The sequence below is a fragment of the Vibrio sp. nBUS_14 genome (assembly GCF_051201655.1).
Lineage (GTDB): Bacteria > Pseudomonadota > Gammaproteobacteria > Enterobacterales > Vibrionaceae > Vibrio.
This window is the reverse complement of the sequence record NZ_CP179206.1, coordinates 691,201-707,046: the sequence shown is the minus strand read 5'-3', so window position 1 is coordinate 707,046 and position 15,846 is coordinate 691,201. Positions and strand designations below refer to the sequence as shown.

Sequence of the window (15,846 nt, the reverse complement as noted above, 5' to 3'; positions counted from 1 at the left end):
TTTATTGCTTGTGGAGAAACAACAGTGATCAGAACCTTTGCAGAACTCGATCTAAACCAAGAGCTGCTTAAAGCAATTGACGAAATGGGCTACGAACGCCCTACACAGATACAAGCTGAAGCTATCCCACAAGCGTTAGATGGAAGAGACGTTTTGGCTTCTGCGCCAACAGGTACCGGTAAAACAGCTTCATTTGTACTGCCAGCACTGCAATACCTACTGGACTTCCCACGTAAGAAGTCAGGTCCTGCGCGTATGCTTATCCTGACGCCAACGCGTGAACTAGCAATGCAGATCACCGAGCAAGCTCGTGAGCTCGCTAAGTACACCAGCCTAAACATCTTTACGATCACTGGCGGCGTGATGTATCAAGAGCACGCTGACATCTTAAGTACTACTCAAGATATCGTGGTGGCAACACCTGGTCGTTTAATGGAATACATTGAAGGCGAGCGTTTTGACTGCCGTGCGATTGAATGGTTAGTTCTCGATGAAGCTGACCGTATGCTAGACATGGGCTTTGGTCCTGTTGTTGACCGTCTGTCTGCAGAGTGTCGCTGGCGTAAACAAACTTTACTGTTCTCAGCAACGCTAGAAGGTAAAGGTATTGAAGGTTTCACTGAAGATCTTCTGAAAAACCCAGCTGAGATCGATGCGAAATCATCACTGCGTGAACGTAAGAAGATCACTCAATGGTATCACCGCGCCGATTCAGCTAAGCACAAGCTTGATATCCTAAAACATATCATCACAGAGCAAGCTGAACGCAGCATCATCTTCTTGAAGACTCGTGACCGCCTAGGTGACCTACGAGCTCAATTAGAAAGTGCACAGATCCCGTGTGTATGGATCCAAGGTGAAATGCCTCAAGATCGTCGTAACAACGCGATTTCTCGTTTCCGCGATGGTTCTATCAACGTACTGCTGGCAACGGACGTCGCAGCTCGTGGTATCGACCTTCCAGATGTAAGCCACGTTATTAACTACGACATGCCGCGTACAGCCGATGTCTACCTACACCGTATCGGCCGTACGGCTCGTGCAGGTAAGAAAGGTAACGCGGTTTCTATCATTGAAGCGCACGATCAACTAATGATTGAACGTGTTGCTCGTTACACTGAAGATGCGATCAAAGAACGCTTCATCGAAGGCATGCGCCCAACGCATAAGAAAGCCGCGGTAACGAAGAAGAAAAAACCGAAGAAAGAAGACAAGAAAGCGGTAGCGAAGCAAAAAATTGCTAAGAAAAAGAAAATCGCTAAGAAAAAGAAAGCCGTTAAGAACAAGTAATCTAACCACCTTTCAATGATTCAATAAAAAGCCCCATGCAGTTATCTGTATGGGGCTTTTCTTTGTCTGGCTTGTTATCAGGCTAAGTGACTAGGCCTCTAATTTTAATTACAGACTCAAACCGAGATTAACGAATTAACCAAGAGTGACTAATTAACCAAGAACCACTAGTTTTGCTCTTCACGCTTGAAGACGAGATCTTTCGCGTTCGACTCTTCTTCAACGAAGTAGTAACCCGCGGTATCAAATTTGGTTAGCGCTTCCACTGAGTCGATTTTATTCTCAATAATGTAGCGAGCCATCATGCCACGCGCTTTTTTCGCGTAAAAGCTGATCACCTTGTACTGGCCATTCTTGCAGTCTTTAAAAACTGGCGTGATGATTTGACCATCAAGGCTCTTCGGCTTCACGGCTTTAAAGTATTCGTTCGATGCTAGGTTGATCAACACATTGTCGCCTTGAGCATTTAGCGCTTCATTCAGCTTGTCTGTGATGATGTTGCCCCAGAATTGGTACAAGTTAGTACCACGAGCATTGGTTAGGCGTGTACCCATCTCTAAGCGGTATGGCTGTATCAGATCTAACGGCTTAAGTAAGCCATATAACCCTGAAAGCATACGCAGGTGGTTTTGTGCGTAGTCAAAATCTTCGTCCGATAACGTTTCAGCGTCTAGACCAGTGTACACATCGCCCTTAAAGGCTAGGATTGCTTGGCGTGCATTCTCTTGGGTAAAGGTCTCGCTCCATTGCTCAAAACGCGCTACGTTCAGCCCAGCAATCTTATCGCTTACTTTCATCAGAGCTGAAATATCAGCAGGTGTCAGCTTGCGGCACTCTTCAATAAGCTCTGCAGAGTGTTCAACAAACTCTGGCTGGCTGAAGCGCTCAGTCGCTAATGGTGATTCGTAATCTAATGTCTTGGCTGGAGAAACGACAACTAACATAACTTTACCCTAATCGGTTATCTAACTGGATGCAGCTAGAGTATAGAAAAAACATCAACTTGTCTTTATGACTTTTCCTATTACTTTGATAGACAGATCTAGCTATAAGTCTCTTGCAAAGAAGAATCGCTTACAAAGAAAAATCGCAGGCAAAGAAAAAGGCTAAGGTCGAAACCTTAGCCTTTCTAATGAGTTTAGGATGAGCGATGAATCACTCCAACAAGACTACTTCTTCTTGTTGTTTACCCAAATACCATCTTCCAATTGAGCTTTAAGCTCTGGGAAATCATCAGCATCGAACGTGGGTACTTTACCCGCGTCTAATTGGCGGTTGTAGTCTTTCGCTAGCTTAATCACGATGCCCGATAGCAAGATAATCGCTACCAAGTTAACAATCGCCATTAGGCCCATCGATACGTCAGCCAATGCCCATACCGTTGGTAGTGTCGCGAGAGAACCGAACATAACCATACCCAGTACAACAATACGGAACAGCACTAGGCCCTTCTTGTTGTTGTGCTCAAGGAAGATAAGGTTCGTTTCAGCGTACGAGTAGTTTGCAATAATTGAAGTGAAAGCGAAGAAGAAAATCGCTACCGCTACAAAGATACCACCCCATTCGCCTACTTGTGCCGTTAGTGCACGTTGCGTTAGTTCGATACCCGTCACTTCACCGTGTGGTACATACTCACCAGACATCAGGATGATTGCTACTGTTGCAGAACAGATAACAATAGTATCCATAAACACGCCTAGCATTTGCACATAACCTTGTGATGCTGGGTGCGGTGGGTAAGGCGTAGCAGAAGCTGCTGCGTTTGGCGCAGAACCCATACCCGCTTCGTTCGAGAACAAACCACGTTTGATACCGTTAATCATCGCTTGTGCGATTGCGTAACCGAGGCCACCCGCTGCTGCTTCTTGCAGACCGAAAGCACTCTTGAAGATAAGAGCCATAACTTCAGGCACTTTCTCAATGTTCATTAGCATTACGTAGATAGCGATAGCTAAGTAAGCCAGTGCCATGATTGGAACAATGATTTCTGCAGTGCGAGCAATCTTACGGATACCACCGAAGATAACGAATGCAGAGATAATCACGATACCAACACCAACGTAGCTACGCTCGAAGTCGAATGCCGTGTTCATTGCACTTGCAATCGCGTTCGCTTGAACTGCGTTGAAGACAAGACCGAATGCGATGATTAGGAAGATAGAGAATAGAACCCCCATCCAACGCATACCTAGGCCTTTCTCCATGTAGTATGCAGGACCGCCACGGTAGTTACCGTCGTTATCACGCGTTTTGTATAGCTGTGCCAGTGTACTTTCTGCAAACGATGTTGCCATACCTAGCATGGCAATTAGCCACATCCAGAAGATAGCACCAGGGCCACCAGCGGTAAGAGCAACTGCAACACCTGCCATGTTACCTGTACCTACACGAGCAGCTAGACTAGTACAAAGAGCTTGGAAAGAAGAGATACCAGCACTGTCTGCTTTACGGCTGTTTCTAAGAACAGAGAACATGTGGCCGAAATGGCGGAATTGAATGAAGCCTAGTCGTACAGTGAAGTAGATACCCACACCAACGAGTAAGTAAACTAAGATAGATCCCCAAAGGAGATCGTTCATCAAATTGATTAAGTCTGTCACGTGAACCTCGTAATTGAGTTTAAGCACCGATCTTGCTTCCGAGCCTTCCTCTAAACCGCCAATGCCAGTGTCAATATTGTATCGGCATTCGTTTTATATTTATTTGTTGCGATCTAGATTGTAAATGTCGCTTCATGCATCCATTTTACGTATCAGTGTATTTTTTGACGGGCGGATAATGCAGCGAGAAGGCCTAAAAATCAATATGCAAATAGATTGATATCTAGATGACATTTCACTAATAACACACGTTTTATTAACACAACTTTCGACAATCAAGCCCAATAAAAGTCACATTATCGGGACATAATATCAACAATGCCCAGAGCCTTGGTTTAACAAGAATGACATTCGATAAAAATAGCACCAGCCTAGGTTTTACAAGGTTTAGTGAAGATCTGTGATTTTTTCTATAGCGATTAAACCCCTCCCCCTCATCACATAATACGCAGCTGCATGCATTGTCGTTAAAGTACTATTCCTTTCGCACAATGAATTAACATTAAAACACACGTAATTTAATCGTTTACGCCAGTCTGTTTGCTTGTTTTTTATACAGAAAATAAACAATAATGTGTGAGCATGCATAGGAAACACAAACAAAACCTTCATGAATTTGAAACAAATGAGAAACAAATCAAGGTTATTGTAGAACCAAATATGGTATCTAATAGTCTGTAAAGACTAGCCCACGGATGGAGATATAGCTTATGGACCACTTTCAATTTGATGAAATATCAGAACTAGAATTACCACGCGTTGCTACCAAGACTCGCTCAAAACCACTTCAACGAAAATGGCGAGAAATTGAGGCGATCAACGACCGTAGACAGCTTGAAAAAGAGCTCAGAGAGATGAATCTCGGACTCGATTTTAGCTTAGACGATATTAAGCTTTAATCAGAACAACAAATAAATTGAATGATAAAGGCACCTAAACGGTGCCTTTAGTTTTTGTGAGAGCAAATCCATTCACTACACACATTCGTCTTCACTTTGGCAAACTCGATCTGCTAACTGCTTATATTGGTCTGCGATGGTTTGCCCGAATACAGGGTCATCTTCAGGCAGCTGCCATTGCGATTCGACCTCTTGCCAATCTTGTACCGTAAACGCATCCACAATCTTGGGGATAATGAACCTCTCTTCCAGTTCCATATGCTTTTTCTGAACAGCGACAAAACCTTCTAGTTGTTCAATAAGAAACTGCTGAGGAACAACCGCATCTTGCAAGATCATGTCGACCAAACCTAAAAAGTCCGCTGTTTTCTCAGAAAGCAGTTGATGCTCTAATTCCAAGTCTTCAATTACTTGGTCACTGCCGTACTGCTTGAGATAATAACGATAAATAATGTCCTCTTTAGGGTGATGCACCTTATCTGAATGGTTAATCAAGTAATGGACCACCTCAGCGATCAAGCTATAGTTAATGTCACGCTCTTGCTTTAGGCACTTTAATTTACTCTTGAGAATCGCGAGCAAACGAGCCATGTACGCGTGCTCTCTTATTATCCTTTCAATCATCATAGTATTTCATCCCATTACACATACTATTTATAAGTGTATATGAAGGTAGCAATTTGTGGTTTGGCTCTGCTCAGAAAATCATCAACCTACAGTGCCAGTGGTAATGTCCAATCGATAGGCTGTTGATTAATAGAAGAGAGCAGCTCGTTGGTCATCGAGAAATGCTGACAACCGAAGAAACCACGGCGTGCTGATAATGGCGATGGATGAGGTGCGACCAACACATGGTGTTTGTCTGCATCAATGGCTTGGCCTTTCTTCTGGGCATGCGCGCCCCACAGTAAGAAGATGATCGGCTCAGAACGCTGATTTAGCTCAGCAATGATGGTATCGGTAAAGGTTTCCCAACCACATTTGGCATGTGAGTGTGCTTTTGCCTCTTCTACGGTCAGTACCGTATTCAACATTAACACCCCTTGAGATGCCCAAGTGTCGAGGTAGCCATGACTAGGGATCTCAAAGCCCTCTATATCTTGTGCGAGTTCTTTGTACATATTACGCAGAGACGGGGGGATTTTAACGCCAGGTAGCACAGAGAATGCTAAGCCATGAGCTTGGTTAGCGCCGTGATAAGGGTCTTGCCCAAGGATAACCACGCGTACAGACTCAAAAGGCGTCATATCGAAAGCACTGAACACCTGCTCTTTGGGAGGGTAAATGGTTTTCCCACTATTACGTTGCTGTTCGACAAAAGTGAGAACACCCTGAAAGTACTCTTTCTCGCGTTCATCATTAATAATGGATTCCCAAGTCTTTGGTGCGCTCATCGTTTTACTTCCCAATCATCAAGGTTTCTAGGTTTCGCCAGAAAAAAAAATAGCTGTATCGGCTAACTGTCCTAAACAAGGCTCTAGTTATACCTCATACAGCTATCAATAAACATGATGTGTAGGGTTCACTTGTTGATGAATCATAATAATCAGTTCAAGTTGTGTTTATCTCGATTAACCGCTTTTTGCGGTGTACGATGATGGCCGTGACTATGCACATGACGGTTTGGTGTCGGTAAACGACTGGCGACGGCTACAGGTAAAGTTTGGACTTTTGAATACATAAAGGCACCTCCTCTAAGACATCGTGAACTACATATTCACTTTAATACTATGAAAAAAAGGTGCCAATTTTTAGGAATAGCAGGAAATAAATTTCCCATCTATTATTACGCTTCTTCGCTCGCTAGCGTTGCTGAGCGATGAAATACCCTAAGTTGTTGAATCTCCTCTTTCCAGATTGTCGAATCAATCGTTTCTAAGATCAGAGGTATACCATTAAAGCGAGAATCTAAGGCAATATACTCAAAACAATTCCAGCCAATTTCACCTTTTCCTAAAGAATGGTGTCTATCTACTCGGCTTGCGAACTCAGCTTTTGAATCATTGATGTGCATTGCTCTTAGATAGTGCATGCCGACAATGCGGTCGAACTCAGCAAAAGTATGCTCACACGCTTCTTTTGTTCGTAGGTCATATCCAGCAGTAAAGGTATGACAGGTATCTAAGCACACACCAACACGTGACTTATCTTCTACCTGCTCAATAATCTCTGCTAGATGTTCAAACTTCCAACCAAGGTTAGTGCCCTGCCCAGACGTATTCTCGATCACCGCGATTACGTCAGGCACCGCTTGATGAGCTAGGTTGATCGATTCAGCTATCTTCGCCAAACATTCGCTTTCTGAGATTTTCTTCAAATGACTCCCAGGATGAAAATTCAAAAGCGTTAGTCCAAGTTGATTACAACGCTCCATTTCATCAATAAACGCCGCACGTGATTTCTCTAGCTTCTCTTCTTCTGGTGCTCCTAAGTTAATAAGGTAGGAATCATGAGGAAGAATGTTCTCAGCGCTAAAACCTAACATTTTGCAATTGGCCTTAAAGGCGCTGATTGTTTTAGCTTCCAATGGTTTTGCAGCCCATTGTCTCTGGTTTTTGGTAAACAGTGCGAACGCATTGGCGCCAATCTCACGAGCGCGCATTGGCGCCTGATCAACACCACCAGCAGCAGACACATGAGCGCCAATAAACTTAATATTTGTTTGAGGTTTTGAAGATGCATTATTGTTTGTCATTAAATCACTTTACACTTTCAGAATGCTTAATAAATAAAGGGTTGTATCGTTTCTAATTCAATAAAAACACAAAAGATGTAGTAAACTTACAACATACAAGACTGTTGAATATTTTTTTATGCTTTAAAATATTTTTTAATTACTTTGTTTTAAAAGGTTTTATTGATTTACCTCAACATAATAACCTTTGCCAAGCTATGTCTTTTGGTTGTTTTTTGACTTAAATCAATATTAACCCCACTAATGTTAGGTATATATTACCCAGCTCAATAAAAATCGAAAGTTAACACCATAATCAAACCACATTCAGTGGACTAGGAGATAGTTATGATCCAAGGTATTCAAATTACTAAAGCAGCAAACGATGACCTACTAAACTCAATCTGGCTACTAGATAGCGAGAAGAATGAAGCTCGTTGTGTTGTTGCTACTTCAGGTTTCGAAGCTGACCAGGTTATCTCAGCTGCAGACCTAGGCGAGTACGAAAGCCGTGAAGTTGCTATCGAAGCAGCACCACGCATCGAAGGTGGTCAACACCTAAACGTTAACGTTCTTAAGCGTGAAACGCTAGAAGATGCTGTTGCTCACCCAGAGAACTACCCACAGCTCACTATCCGTGTATCGGGTTACGCTGTGCGTTTCAACTCTCTAACAACTGAACAACAACGTGACGTTATTGCACGTACATTCACTGAATCTCTATAATCTCAGTAAAGTAAAGTGTTAAAGATTTAAAAAGCTTGGTCAGAAGTGACCGAGCTTTTTAAGTTTTGGTGTCACCCACTTCTTATCACTAACTCTCTCAACGTAAAATCAAACACCTATCTCAACGCTGTATTAGCTAACTCAGAATTAACCAAGTACTGCCACCAATCAAATCGGGTTATGGCGCATTTCGTTGAGAAGGAGCTTTGGTGAAGGCTTTCGCTAAAGCCGTTGGATTAATATTTTCTCTTTGCAACGCCGCCCCTTGCGCCCACCACATCAACTGATGGAAGGTTCGGTTCATGTACTCATCCCATTGTGCTTGTTCTGACTCTTGAACAACACAGCCCTCTTCATCAAACACTTCTTGTGCTTTAGGCAGATGAATCATCGCAGAAACCGGTAAACACCCTAACTCTGATAAGAAGGTTCGCATCGAAACGGATGCTCTTGCCCCGCCCCACTGACCCGCAGAATAAGTCACAATCGCACTCGGCTTATATGAAAATAGCGAGCTGCCAAAATGGTTGAGAATATTAGCTAGTGCTGGGCTCATCGAATGATTGTATTCCGGACTAACCATCACATAGCCGTCAGCCTTTGCGATCTTGTCGGCTAATTCTGCAAGATGTGCTGGCACCTTAGAGCGATTATACGAAAACTCAGGCTTAAACACATCGCCAAAATCGTAATTCAAAGGGTCGATGATTTCGACCGTATGCTCAGAATGTTTATCCACCAGTAACTTTTCACACGCCTTGCTAACTCTCACCCCTAATCGAGCAGGTCTTGGTGGTGTGCTCTCACGTACAGATCCAAGAAAAATCAAAAAATTCATACTATCCCTTTTATTAAACTTTGGTTCAGTCAGTTCAGTTACCGAGCTTGAGCCAACCCCATCAAGCTGAAGAAAATACTGCACTAGAGCTTACTTCTAAAAATCACTTAGGCAATAAAAAAGGCGAATGATTGCTCATTCACCTTCTCGTAACCATCTAAATTCTACACTTTACGTGTCTGAGAAATTACGCAGGTTGAACTCGACGAAGTACCACTTTCAAAGCTTCAAAATTATTATCTAGGTCTTCAGACAACAACTCCATCATCGCGTGCTTAGCTAGCGGGCCAGGAAGTTCAATATCAGTACCTAAAATGTCATCAACCACTTCTTTGAATTTAGCCGGGTGTGCCGTACATAAGAACAGGCCTGTCTCGTTCTCTTGCAGTTGCTCTTCCAATAGACGGTAAGCAATCGCACCATGAGGTTCACACAGGTAGCCTTGATCTTTTAGGTCGCGTACTGATTCAGCACTCTGCTCATCAGATACTTTACCTTTACCCAAAGCATCAAGTCCCCAACCTTTCAGTTGGCAGAGTTCTTCGATACGTGGCCAGTTGTTTGGTTGGCTCACATCCATCGCGTTCGATGTTGTCGCAACCGTTGGTTTTGGATCCCATTGACCTGTTTCTAGGTAACGAGGAACCGTGTCATTTTCATTGGTTGCTGCAATGAAGCGTTTAACTGGTAAGCCTAGCGCTTTCGCTAATAGGCCTGCTGTTAGGTTACCAAAGTTACCACTTGGTACAGAGATAACGAGGTTTTCACGTTGATCTTTGGTTAGCTGAGAAGCCGCTTCAAAGTAGTAACAAATCTGAGCCATCAAACGGCTGATGTTGATTGAGTTTGCTGAGTTTAAGCCAATCTCTTTGCGCAATTCAGCGTCGTCAAATGCGTCTTTTACGAGTGCCTGACACGCATCAAAATCGCCATCAATCGCGACAGTGTGGATGTTCTTACCTAGCGTACAGAATAGCTTTTCTTGCAGTGGGCTGATCTTACCTTTCGGGTAAAGGATTACAACATTGATGTCTTCCATGCCGTAAAAAGCATGCGCAACCGCCGCACCAGTATCACCCGATGTTGCCGTTAAGATTGTGATTTGACCACCATCAGAAACCGCAGCTAAAGATTGAGCCATAAAACGGCCACCGAAATCTTTAAATGCTAACGTTGGACCGTGAAACAGTTCAAGTGCGTAAACACCGTCTTTCACTTGGTTGATCGGTGCTGGGAATTGGAATGCCGCATCCACTAGTTGATCAATCTGTTCTTTTGGTAACTCATCACCAATGAGAGCAGAAAGAATCTTTGAACTACGAGGGACAAAGTCCTCTGCAAGTAGTGCATCGATGTCATCGAACTTAGGAAGCTCTGATGGGAAAAATAGACCTTGGTTACGGCCTAGACCTTGACGAACGGCTTGGCCAAAAGAGACTTGCTCATCGTTTTCTTTGATGTTGTACAGCTTCATAACTCACTTCCTGTAACGATCGAACCTTGCTTATCTAAGCGACAAACGTGGACGAATCCTTCTTCATTTTGTACGTAATTTTGTTCTAACCAGCGTGCAACACGCTCGGCGACATCTTGTTCTTTGCAAATGCTAAATAGCGTAGGGCCACTACCAGAAATTCCTGTAGCTAGTGCTCCTGCTGATGTTGCATATTTGCGTGCATCAGCAAACCCTGGAAGCAGTTTCTCACGATACGGTTCAGCAATCACGTCTTTGATCATCTTAGCCGCTAGCTCTGGCTGACCAGAGTGACAAGCATGAATAAAGCCCGCTAAATGACGACCATGAGCAATCACATCTTGACGGCGATACTGAGAGGGCAAGATCTCTCGCGCTTCGGCCGTTGAAACCTTGATGCCCGGGTAAGCCATTACCCAATACCAATCATCAAAACATGGAACCTCTTGGCTAATAATGCCTAATTCTTCAAGCATAAGCTGCACACCACCAAGGTAACATGGCGCAACGTTATCGTAATGTATGCCGCCTGAAATCTTACCTTCCATTTCACCCATAAGAGCAAGCAGTTCAGTTTCATTCAACGGTTGACCATGAAAACGGTTCAAGGCATCAAGCGCAGCGACAATTGAACAAGCACTCGACCCTAAACCAGAACCGATCGGCATGTTCTTCTCTAGCGTCATCTCTAAAGACCTAACTGAGATACCTTTCTTGTCTAACTCGCGAGAGAACACAACCCAGCAGTCGTAGACAATATTTTCTTTGGTTTCAGTTGGCAGCTTAGAAACAAAGCTGCCTGCTGTTTTTAGCGAGAATGGTTCATCACCGGCTTTAACCATTACTCGGTCACCAAGCAATGTGCCATCCACTGGAGACACTGCGGCCCCCAGCACATCAAAACCTACACTGACATTGCCGATTGATGCAGGAGCATAAACGACAACATCCATATCACTTGAACTCATTCCTAAACTCCTAACTTCCAACCAAGAGTACGCATCACATCAGAGAATACGCCTGCTGCTGTAACTTCAGTACCTGCACCGTAGCCACGTAGAACGAGTGGGATTGGCTGGTAGTAACGGCTGTAGAATGCCAAAGCGTTCTCGCCATCTTTAATCTTAAACATTGGATCATCGCCATCAACAGCTGTGATACGAACCTTACATTTACCTTCAGCGATCTCACCCACATAACGAAGTACTTTGCCTTCTTCTGCTGCGATAGCTAACTGCTCTTTGAAGTAAGCATCCGCTTCTGGCAAACGAGCCATGAACTCGTCAACCGTACCTGAATCATCAAAACCTGGTGGCAATGCTTGGTCAACTTCAACATCTTCAAGCTCAAGTGCCATACCAGCTTCACGAGCAAGAATAAGCAGCTTACGCGCCACATCCATACCAGACAGATCATCACGAGGATCCGGTTCAGTAAAGCCGTTATCTTTAGCAATGTTGGTTGCTTGGCTGAGTGTCATGCCTTCATCAAGTTTGCCGAAAATGTAAGACAATGAACCAGAAAGAATGCCGTTAAACTTCTCAAGTTCATCACCTGCAGAGATTAAGTTCTGTAGGTTTTCGATTACCGGTAGACCTGCGCCTACTGTTGTCTCGTACATCAACTTACGACGAGAGTTACGTGCCACTTCACGAAGCTGATGGTAGTAAGCCATGCTTGCCGTGTTGGCTTTTTTGTTTGGTGTTACAACGTGGAAACCAGCCGCTAGGAAATCTGCGTATTGTCCGGCAATACCTTCACTAGACGTACAATCAACCAACACAGGGTTGATGATGTGGTTACGTTGAACAAGTGCCGCTAAACGCGCTAGGCTAAACTCTTCTGTCGCGCTCGACATACGATCACGCCACTGTTCTAGCGGTAGACCGTCGCTGTCTAGCAACAAACCTCTGCTGTTTGCTAGGCCGCACACGCGAATCACGATGCCTTTTTCAGCCAATTTGCCTTGTTGACGTTGGATCTGGTCAACAAGCTCACCACCGACACCGCCAACACCGACAACGAAGACATCAAGGAAGTGCTTAGAATTGAATAGGTTTTCGTGACACGCTTTGATTGCTTCTGAGATCTTATCTTCAGGGATAACCGCAGAGATAGCGCGCTCTGAAGAGCCTTGAGCAATAGCAACGATGTTAACGTTCACTTCAGCTAAAGAAGAGAAGAACTGAGAAGCAACACCACGTGATGTACGCATACCGTCACCCACCAGCGTTACAATCGCAACATCATCCATGAACTCAACTGGCTCTAATAGACCATCTTTAAGTTCAAGTTCAAATGCGTCTGACAATACTTGCTTCGCTTTCACTTTATCAGCTGATTCAATACAGAAGCTGATGCTGTACTCTGAAGAAGATTGAGTAATAAGAACAATAGAAACGCCTGCAGAAGACATCGCGCCGAATACACGACTCGCCATGCCTACCATACCCTTCATACCAGGGCCTGATACGTTAACCATGGTTAGGTCACTTAGCGTAGTGATACCTTTGATCGCTAGGTTATCTTCACCAGTGTCTTGGCCAATCAAAGTACCTGCACCCTGTGGGTTGAAGCTGTTTTTGATTAGGCAAGGAATATGAAATTGTGCGATAGGTGCGATTGTTTTCGGGTGTAGAACTGAAGCACCGAAGTAGGAAAGCTCCATCGCCTCTTGGTAGCTAAGTGATTTAAGAAGACGGGCGTCATCCACTAAGCGTGGGTCACAGTTGTAAACACCATCGACGTCAGTCCAGATCTCACAACAGTCAGCACGCAGACACGCTGCCAATACAGCCGCAGAATAGTCTGAGCCATTACGACCTAACGTGACTAGCTCACCTTTTTCGTTACCCGCCGTAAAGCCTGGCATGATGTTAACGTGACCCTGTGGAAGTGGAGATTGACGGAAGTTCTGTGTAGAAATGTCTACATCAACCATAGCTTCAAGGTGGTCACCTTTAGCAAAGAGGTATTCCACTGGGTCAATCAGGCTTGCTGGCTGACTTTTCGCTTCTAATACCGCTTTCATTAACTGAATCGAGATTCGCTCACCTTTACTGATGATGCGAGCATTAACATGGTTCGGGCACATGCCCAGTAAGTTAATACCATTCACGAACTGCTTAAGTTGAGCAAGAGAGGTATCGACCTGCTCTTGAAACGCAGAGCCATCAACTGAAGGCAATACCGCTTGAATCTCTGTAAACAATGCAGCGAATGATGATTCGATCTCGGCGATCTGTACGTCTGCTTCACCATTTTTTAGTGCTGCTTCAATAACAGCAACCAGCTTATTCGTTGTTTTTCCTGGAGCCGATAGTACAACGGCTAGCTCTTCTTGCTGGGCATTATTAGCGATGATATCTGCTGCTCGTAAAAAACGATCTGCATCAGCTAATGATGAACCTCCAAACTTTAAAACGCGCATCCCTTTCTCCATAAGTCATAAAAATGGTATAAAAAAAGGCCTGTATCTTGTTGGATACAGGCCTTTTTTTTGAAATCCGTTACTTAGCAGCCTGCCCCAACAATGTTAATGTCGGTAATAATAATGGTGGTGGTCATTACTAGGTGGCTTACGTGCTGCATATCAAATTCTCTGCTTGTGCTTTACTCTACGTGTATCAATTTTTACCACTAGACGTCAATGAAAAGTTGCGTTTTTTTTACATTCACACCGTTTTTCAGAGCAAGGCGTCATTTAAGGGATAAAACATCCTGCATCAACCTGCCATTCAGAGACTGGATTAACTCATCAAACAAAAAAAGTGATCAGTTGCATATATAATCATAACAAATTGCCATATCGATTGTGCAGCGAACGTGCAAATTCTGTGCTTTAATTGAACCATAACGTTCGAAGAACAATAATAATGGCATCAGGAGTGGGAAGTGAAGAGATTACTTATTCTTTTAATCTTTGCTGTGCCTGCTGTTTGTTCTGCGGATGACTTACCTATATTAAGCGGTTTACCTCTGCTCCCAAGCCAGGTAGATATCTCTTCTCATAAGTTCTTTATCTCAACCCAAAACGCCTCTAGTGAAAGCTTCGATACGTGGAAAGTAGACAGCGGCTATTCCTACAGCCTATTTGCTGATGTCGATCTTTATTTAGGGGCACGTATTAACAGTGATTCTCTCAAATACGAAAGTGGTTTCTTGAGTGGGGTGAGCTATCAATTCTCTGAACGCATCTCTTTCAACAGCTCTCTGCATACATATAAAGACGAGACAGAAGGCAACGACAAGTCAGTGGCCGCCGAAGTATCGAGTCGTGTCCAGCTAACAGACAATTTAGATATGCATGCCACCCTTGATTATGAAGAGTGGCAACGCGGTGTTGAAGTGGGATTAGGCTTCCGCTTTTAATCGATTGATGAGTTCAGTGAGCCCAATTATCTAAGAAATTAAAGTTACCCAGCGGGCTCAGTTATCCTGGGAACTAAAATTACTCAGAGAAACTCATCTTGAAAGATCGCTTTACCTCAATTCAGAAGCTCTCAACCCCTCTTAATATAAACCTCACACCATTCAATTCAGTTATTAGGATTCCATCAATAACTCAGTTGAGATTAAGACACCGTTCCAGTCAGCATAAATATAATCGCCCGGTTGAATCAGTTGATTATGTACCGTGAGCGTGACATTAACCTGCCCAACACCGTGCTTCTCGGTTTTAAATGGAGAGGCTCCGAGAGCTTGAATACCAAGATCCATCTGCGCCATCATCGCTACATCTCGAACCGCACCATTCACAATGACGCCTTCCCAACCATTTTCTATGGCTAGAATCGCCAATTGGTCGCCAAGTAACGCTTTTTGACACGAGCCATTACCGTCTACGACAAGTACTTTACCGCAGCCATCGGTCTCTAAAACCTCACGAACCTTGGAATTATCGTGATAACAACGAACTGTTACAATTTTTCCCCAGAACATACCACGTTGGCCGAAATTCTGTAATGGCATGTTCAGTAAAGTGACTTTGCTTTCAAACTCGTCACACAAATCAGGTGTTATATCGTGCATATATCCTCCGTGAGTAAGGCGTTGCCGGCTAATGCGGGTGTACCTCTATGCTTTTATATGTTGTTAGAATTAATCCTTTGTTTTCATTGTTCTATGCTCAATTTAATATTGAATTAGAGTTGATTGCGCATATTTATCTACTAGACTCTAAGGACAGCTTTCAGCTTCCTTGTTTCAAAGTCTGGTCTTTAGCAAACGAGATGTGAGAACTATCTCAAATAATCATTCTAGTTTTGCTGCTAAATAATCACCAGAACATTGGTTAAGTTGTAGCCATACTATTAAAGTTTGTTGCAATACGGCAATTGATGTAA

The 15,846-nt window shown here is 43.7% G+C and carries 16 protein-coding genes and 1 other annotated feature; of the genes, 5 read left to right on the top strand and 11 right to left on the bottom strand.

Annotated elements, in window-relative coordinates:
• Positions 1 to 24: 24 nt before the first annotated feature.
• A complete protein-coding gene (gene srmB, locus ACMAZD_RS03215) occupies positions 25 to 1,290 on the top strand; it encodes an ATP-dependent RNA helicase SrmB (protein WP_009848422.1) in 1,266 nt (421 codons plus the stop codon).
• Between the two features lie 167 nt (positions 1,291 to 1,457).
• On the opposite strand, the gene yaaA is transcribed toward srmB, so the two are convergent.
• Together yaaA and ACMAZD_RS03205 are read right to left on the bottom strand one after the other, a co-directional pair.
• Positions 1,458 to 2,234 (bottom strand): peroxide stress protein YaaA, encoded by a 777-nt coding sequence (gene yaaA / locus ACMAZD_RS03210; protein ID WP_435248550.1) that lies wholly within the window; start codon positions 2,232 to 2,234, stop codon positions 1,458 to 1,460.
• 225 nt (positions 2,235 to 2,459) lie between these two features.
• Positions 2,460 to 3,890 (bottom strand): alanine/glycine:cation symporter family protein, encoded by a 1,431-nt coding sequence (locus ACMAZD_RS03205; RefSeq protein ID WP_435248549.1) that lies wholly within the window; start codon positions 3,888 to 3,890, stop codon positions 2,460 to 2,462.
• 710 nt (positions 3,891 to 4,600) lie between these two features.
• Between ACMAZD_RS03205 and ACMAZD_RS03200 the strand changes: the two genes are divergently transcribed.
• A complete protein-coding gene (locus ACMAZD_RS03200; RefSeq protein WP_435248548.1) occupies positions 4,601 to 4,789 on the top strand; it encodes a DUF3545 family protein in 189 nt (62 codons plus the stop codon).
• Positions 4,790 to 4,864: 75 nt separating this feature from the next.
• Here ACMAZD_RS03200 and ACMAZD_RS03195 read toward each other — a convergent pair whose 3' ends face one another.
• The 4 genes from ACMAZD_RS03195 to nfo form a co-directional block, all read right to left on the bottom strand.
• Positions 4,865 to 5,416, bottom strand: coding sequence for a hemerythrin domain-containing protein (locus tag ACMAZD_RS03195; protein WP_435248547.1), 552 nt, complete (start codon positions 5,414 to 5,416; stop codon positions 4,865 to 4,867).
• 86 nt (positions 5,417 to 5,502) lie between these two features.
• The gene (ung, locus tag ACMAZD_RS03190; protein ID WP_435248546.1) at positions 5,503 to 6,183 is read right to left on the bottom strand and encodes a uracil-DNA glycosylase; all 681 of its coding nucleotides are present in this window, start codon (positions 6,181 to 6,183) and stop codon (positions 5,503 to 5,505) included.
• A 152-nt stretch (positions 6,184 to 6,335) separates the two neighbouring features.
• A complete protein-coding gene (locus ACMAZD_RS03185; protein ID WP_435248545.1) occupies positions 6,336 to 6,470 on the bottom strand; it encodes a hypothetical protein in 135 nt (44 codons plus the stop codon).
• Positions 6,471 to 6,575: 105 nt separating this feature from the next.
• Positions 6,576 to 7,484, bottom strand: coding sequence for a deoxyribonuclease IV (gene nfo, locus ACMAZD_RS03180; RefSeq protein WP_435248544.1), 909 nt, complete (start codon positions 7,482 to 7,484; stop codon positions 6,576 to 6,578).
• Between the two features lie 327 nt (positions 7,485 to 7,811).
• Between nfo and grcA the strand changes: the two genes are divergently transcribed.
• On the top strand, positions 7,812 to 8,189 hold the full coding sequence (grcA, locus tag ACMAZD_RS03175; protein WP_009848415.1) for an autonomous glycyl radical cofactor GrcA: 378 nt from the start codon (positions 7,812 to 7,814) through the stop codon (positions 8,187 to 8,189).
• 178 nt (positions 8,190 to 8,367) lie between these two features.
• Here the strand turns inward: grcA and ACMAZD_RS03170 are convergent, their stop codons facing one another.
• The 4 genes from ACMAZD_RS03170 to thrA form a co-directional block, all read right to left on the bottom strand.
• The gene (locus ACMAZD_RS03170) at positions 8,368 to 9,027 is read right to left on the bottom strand and encodes an NADPH-dependent FMN reductase (RefSeq protein ID WP_435248543.1); all 660 of its coding nucleotides are present in this window, start codon (positions 9,025 to 9,027) and stop codon (positions 8,368 to 8,370) included.
• A 187-nt stretch (positions 9,028 to 9,214) separates the two neighbouring features.
• Positions 9,215 to 10,501, bottom strand: coding sequence for a threonine synthase (gene thrC / locus ACMAZD_RS03165; protein WP_435248542.1), 1,287 nt, complete (start codon positions 10,499 to 10,501; stop codon positions 9,215 to 9,217).
• Entirely contained in the window at positions 10,498 to 11,454 is a 957-nt protein-coding gene (thrB, locus tag ACMAZD_RS03160) for a homoserine kinase (protein WP_435249318.1), read from the bottom strand. The genes thrC and thrB overlap by 4 nt, the downstream gene beginning before the upstream one ends.
• A gap of 17 nt (positions 11,455 to 11,471) precedes the next feature.
• On the bottom strand, positions 11,472 to 13,931 hold the full coding sequence (gene thrA / locus ACMAZD_RS03155; protein WP_435248541.1) for a bifunctional aspartate kinase/homoserine dehydrogenase I: 2,460 nt from the start codon (positions 13,929 to 13,931) through the stop codon (positions 11,472 to 11,474).
• Positions 13,932 to 13,960: 29 nt separating this feature from the next.
• Positions 13,961 to 14,079 (bottom strand) — a sequence feature (Thr leader region).
• Positions 14,080 to 14,395: 316 nt separating this feature from the next.
• Between thrA and ACMAZD_RS03150 the strand changes: the two genes are divergently transcribed.
• Entirely contained in the window at positions 14,396 to 14,872 is a 477-nt protein-coding gene (locus ACMAZD_RS03150) for a ribonuclease regulator (protein WP_435248540.1), read from the top strand.
• A 174-nt stretch (positions 14,873 to 15,046) separates the two neighbouring features.
• On the opposite strand, the gene ACMAZD_RS03145 is transcribed toward ACMAZD_RS03150, so the two are convergent.
• Positions 15,047 to 15,532, bottom strand: a complete 486-nt coding sequence (locus ACMAZD_RS03145) for a putative 4-hydroxy-4-methyl-2-oxoglutarate aldolase (protein WP_435248539.1) — start codon at positions 15,530 to 15,532, stop codon at positions 15,047 to 15,049.
• A 47-nt stretch (positions 15,533 to 15,579) separates the two neighbouring features.
• Between ACMAZD_RS03145 and ACMAZD_RS03140 the strand changes: the two genes are divergently transcribed.
• A complete protein-coding gene (locus ACMAZD_RS03140; protein WP_435248538.1) occupies positions 15,580 to 15,738 on the top strand; it encodes a ribonuclease activity regulator protein RraA in 159 nt (52 codons plus the stop codon).
• Positions 15,739 to 15,846 lie beyond the last annotated feature (108 nt).

What these genes read in the sequence shown, in the direction of transcription:
- ACMAZD_RS03185 (WP_435248545.1), bottom strand. Translation starts at nt 6,470, where the DNA reads ATGTATTCAAAAGTCCAAACTTTACCTGTAGCCGTCGCCAGTCGTTTA.
- grcA (WP_009848415.1), top strand. Translation starts at nt 7,812, where the DNA reads ATGATCCAAGGTATTCAAATTACTAAAGCAGCAAACGATGACCTACTA.
- ACMAZD_RS03170 (WP_435248543.1), bottom strand. Translation starts at nt 9,027, where the DNA reads ATGAATTTTTTGATTTTTCTTGGATCTGTACGTGAGAGCACACCACCA.
- ung (WP_435248546.1), bottom strand. Translation starts at nt 6,183, where the DNA reads ATGAGCGCACCAAAGACTTGGGAATCCATTATTAATGATGAACGCGAG.
- thrB (WP_435249318.1), bottom strand. Translation starts at nt 11,454, where the DNA reads ATGGATGTTGTCGTTTATGCTCCTGCATCAATCGGCAATGTCAGTGTA.
- nfo (WP_435248544.1), bottom strand. Translation starts at nt 7,484, where the DNA reads ATGACAAACAATAATGCATCTTCAAAACCTCAAACAAATATTAAGTTT.
- ACMAZD_RS03145 (WP_435248539.1), bottom strand. Translation starts at nt 15,532, where the DNA reads ATGCACGATATAACACCTGATTTGTGTGACGAGTTTGAAAGCAAAGTC.
- ACMAZD_RS03200 (WP_435248548.1), top strand. Translation starts at nt 4,601, where the DNA reads ATGGACCACTTTCAATTTGATGAAATATCAGAACTAGAATTACCACGC.
- ACMAZD_RS03140 (WP_435248538.1), top strand. Translation starts at nt 15,580, where the DNA reads ATGCTTTTATATGTTGTTAGAATTAATCCTTTGTTTTCATTGTTCTAT.
- yaaA (WP_435248550.1), bottom strand. Translation starts at nt 2,234, where the DNA reads ATGTTAGTTGTCGTTTCTCCAGCCAAGACATTAGATTACGAATCACCA.
- thrA (WP_435248541.1), bottom strand. Translation starts at nt 13,931, where the DNA reads ATGCGCGTTTTAAAGTTTGGAGGTTCATCATTAGCTGATGCAGATCGT.
- thrC (WP_435248542.1), bottom strand. Translation starts at nt 10,501, where the DNA reads ATGAAGCTGTACAACATCAAAGAAAACGATGAGCAAGTCTCTTTTGGC.
- ACMAZD_RS03195 (WP_435248547.1), bottom strand. Translation starts at nt 5,416, where the DNA reads ATGATGATTGAAAGGATAATAAGAGAGCACGCGTACATGGCTCGTTTG.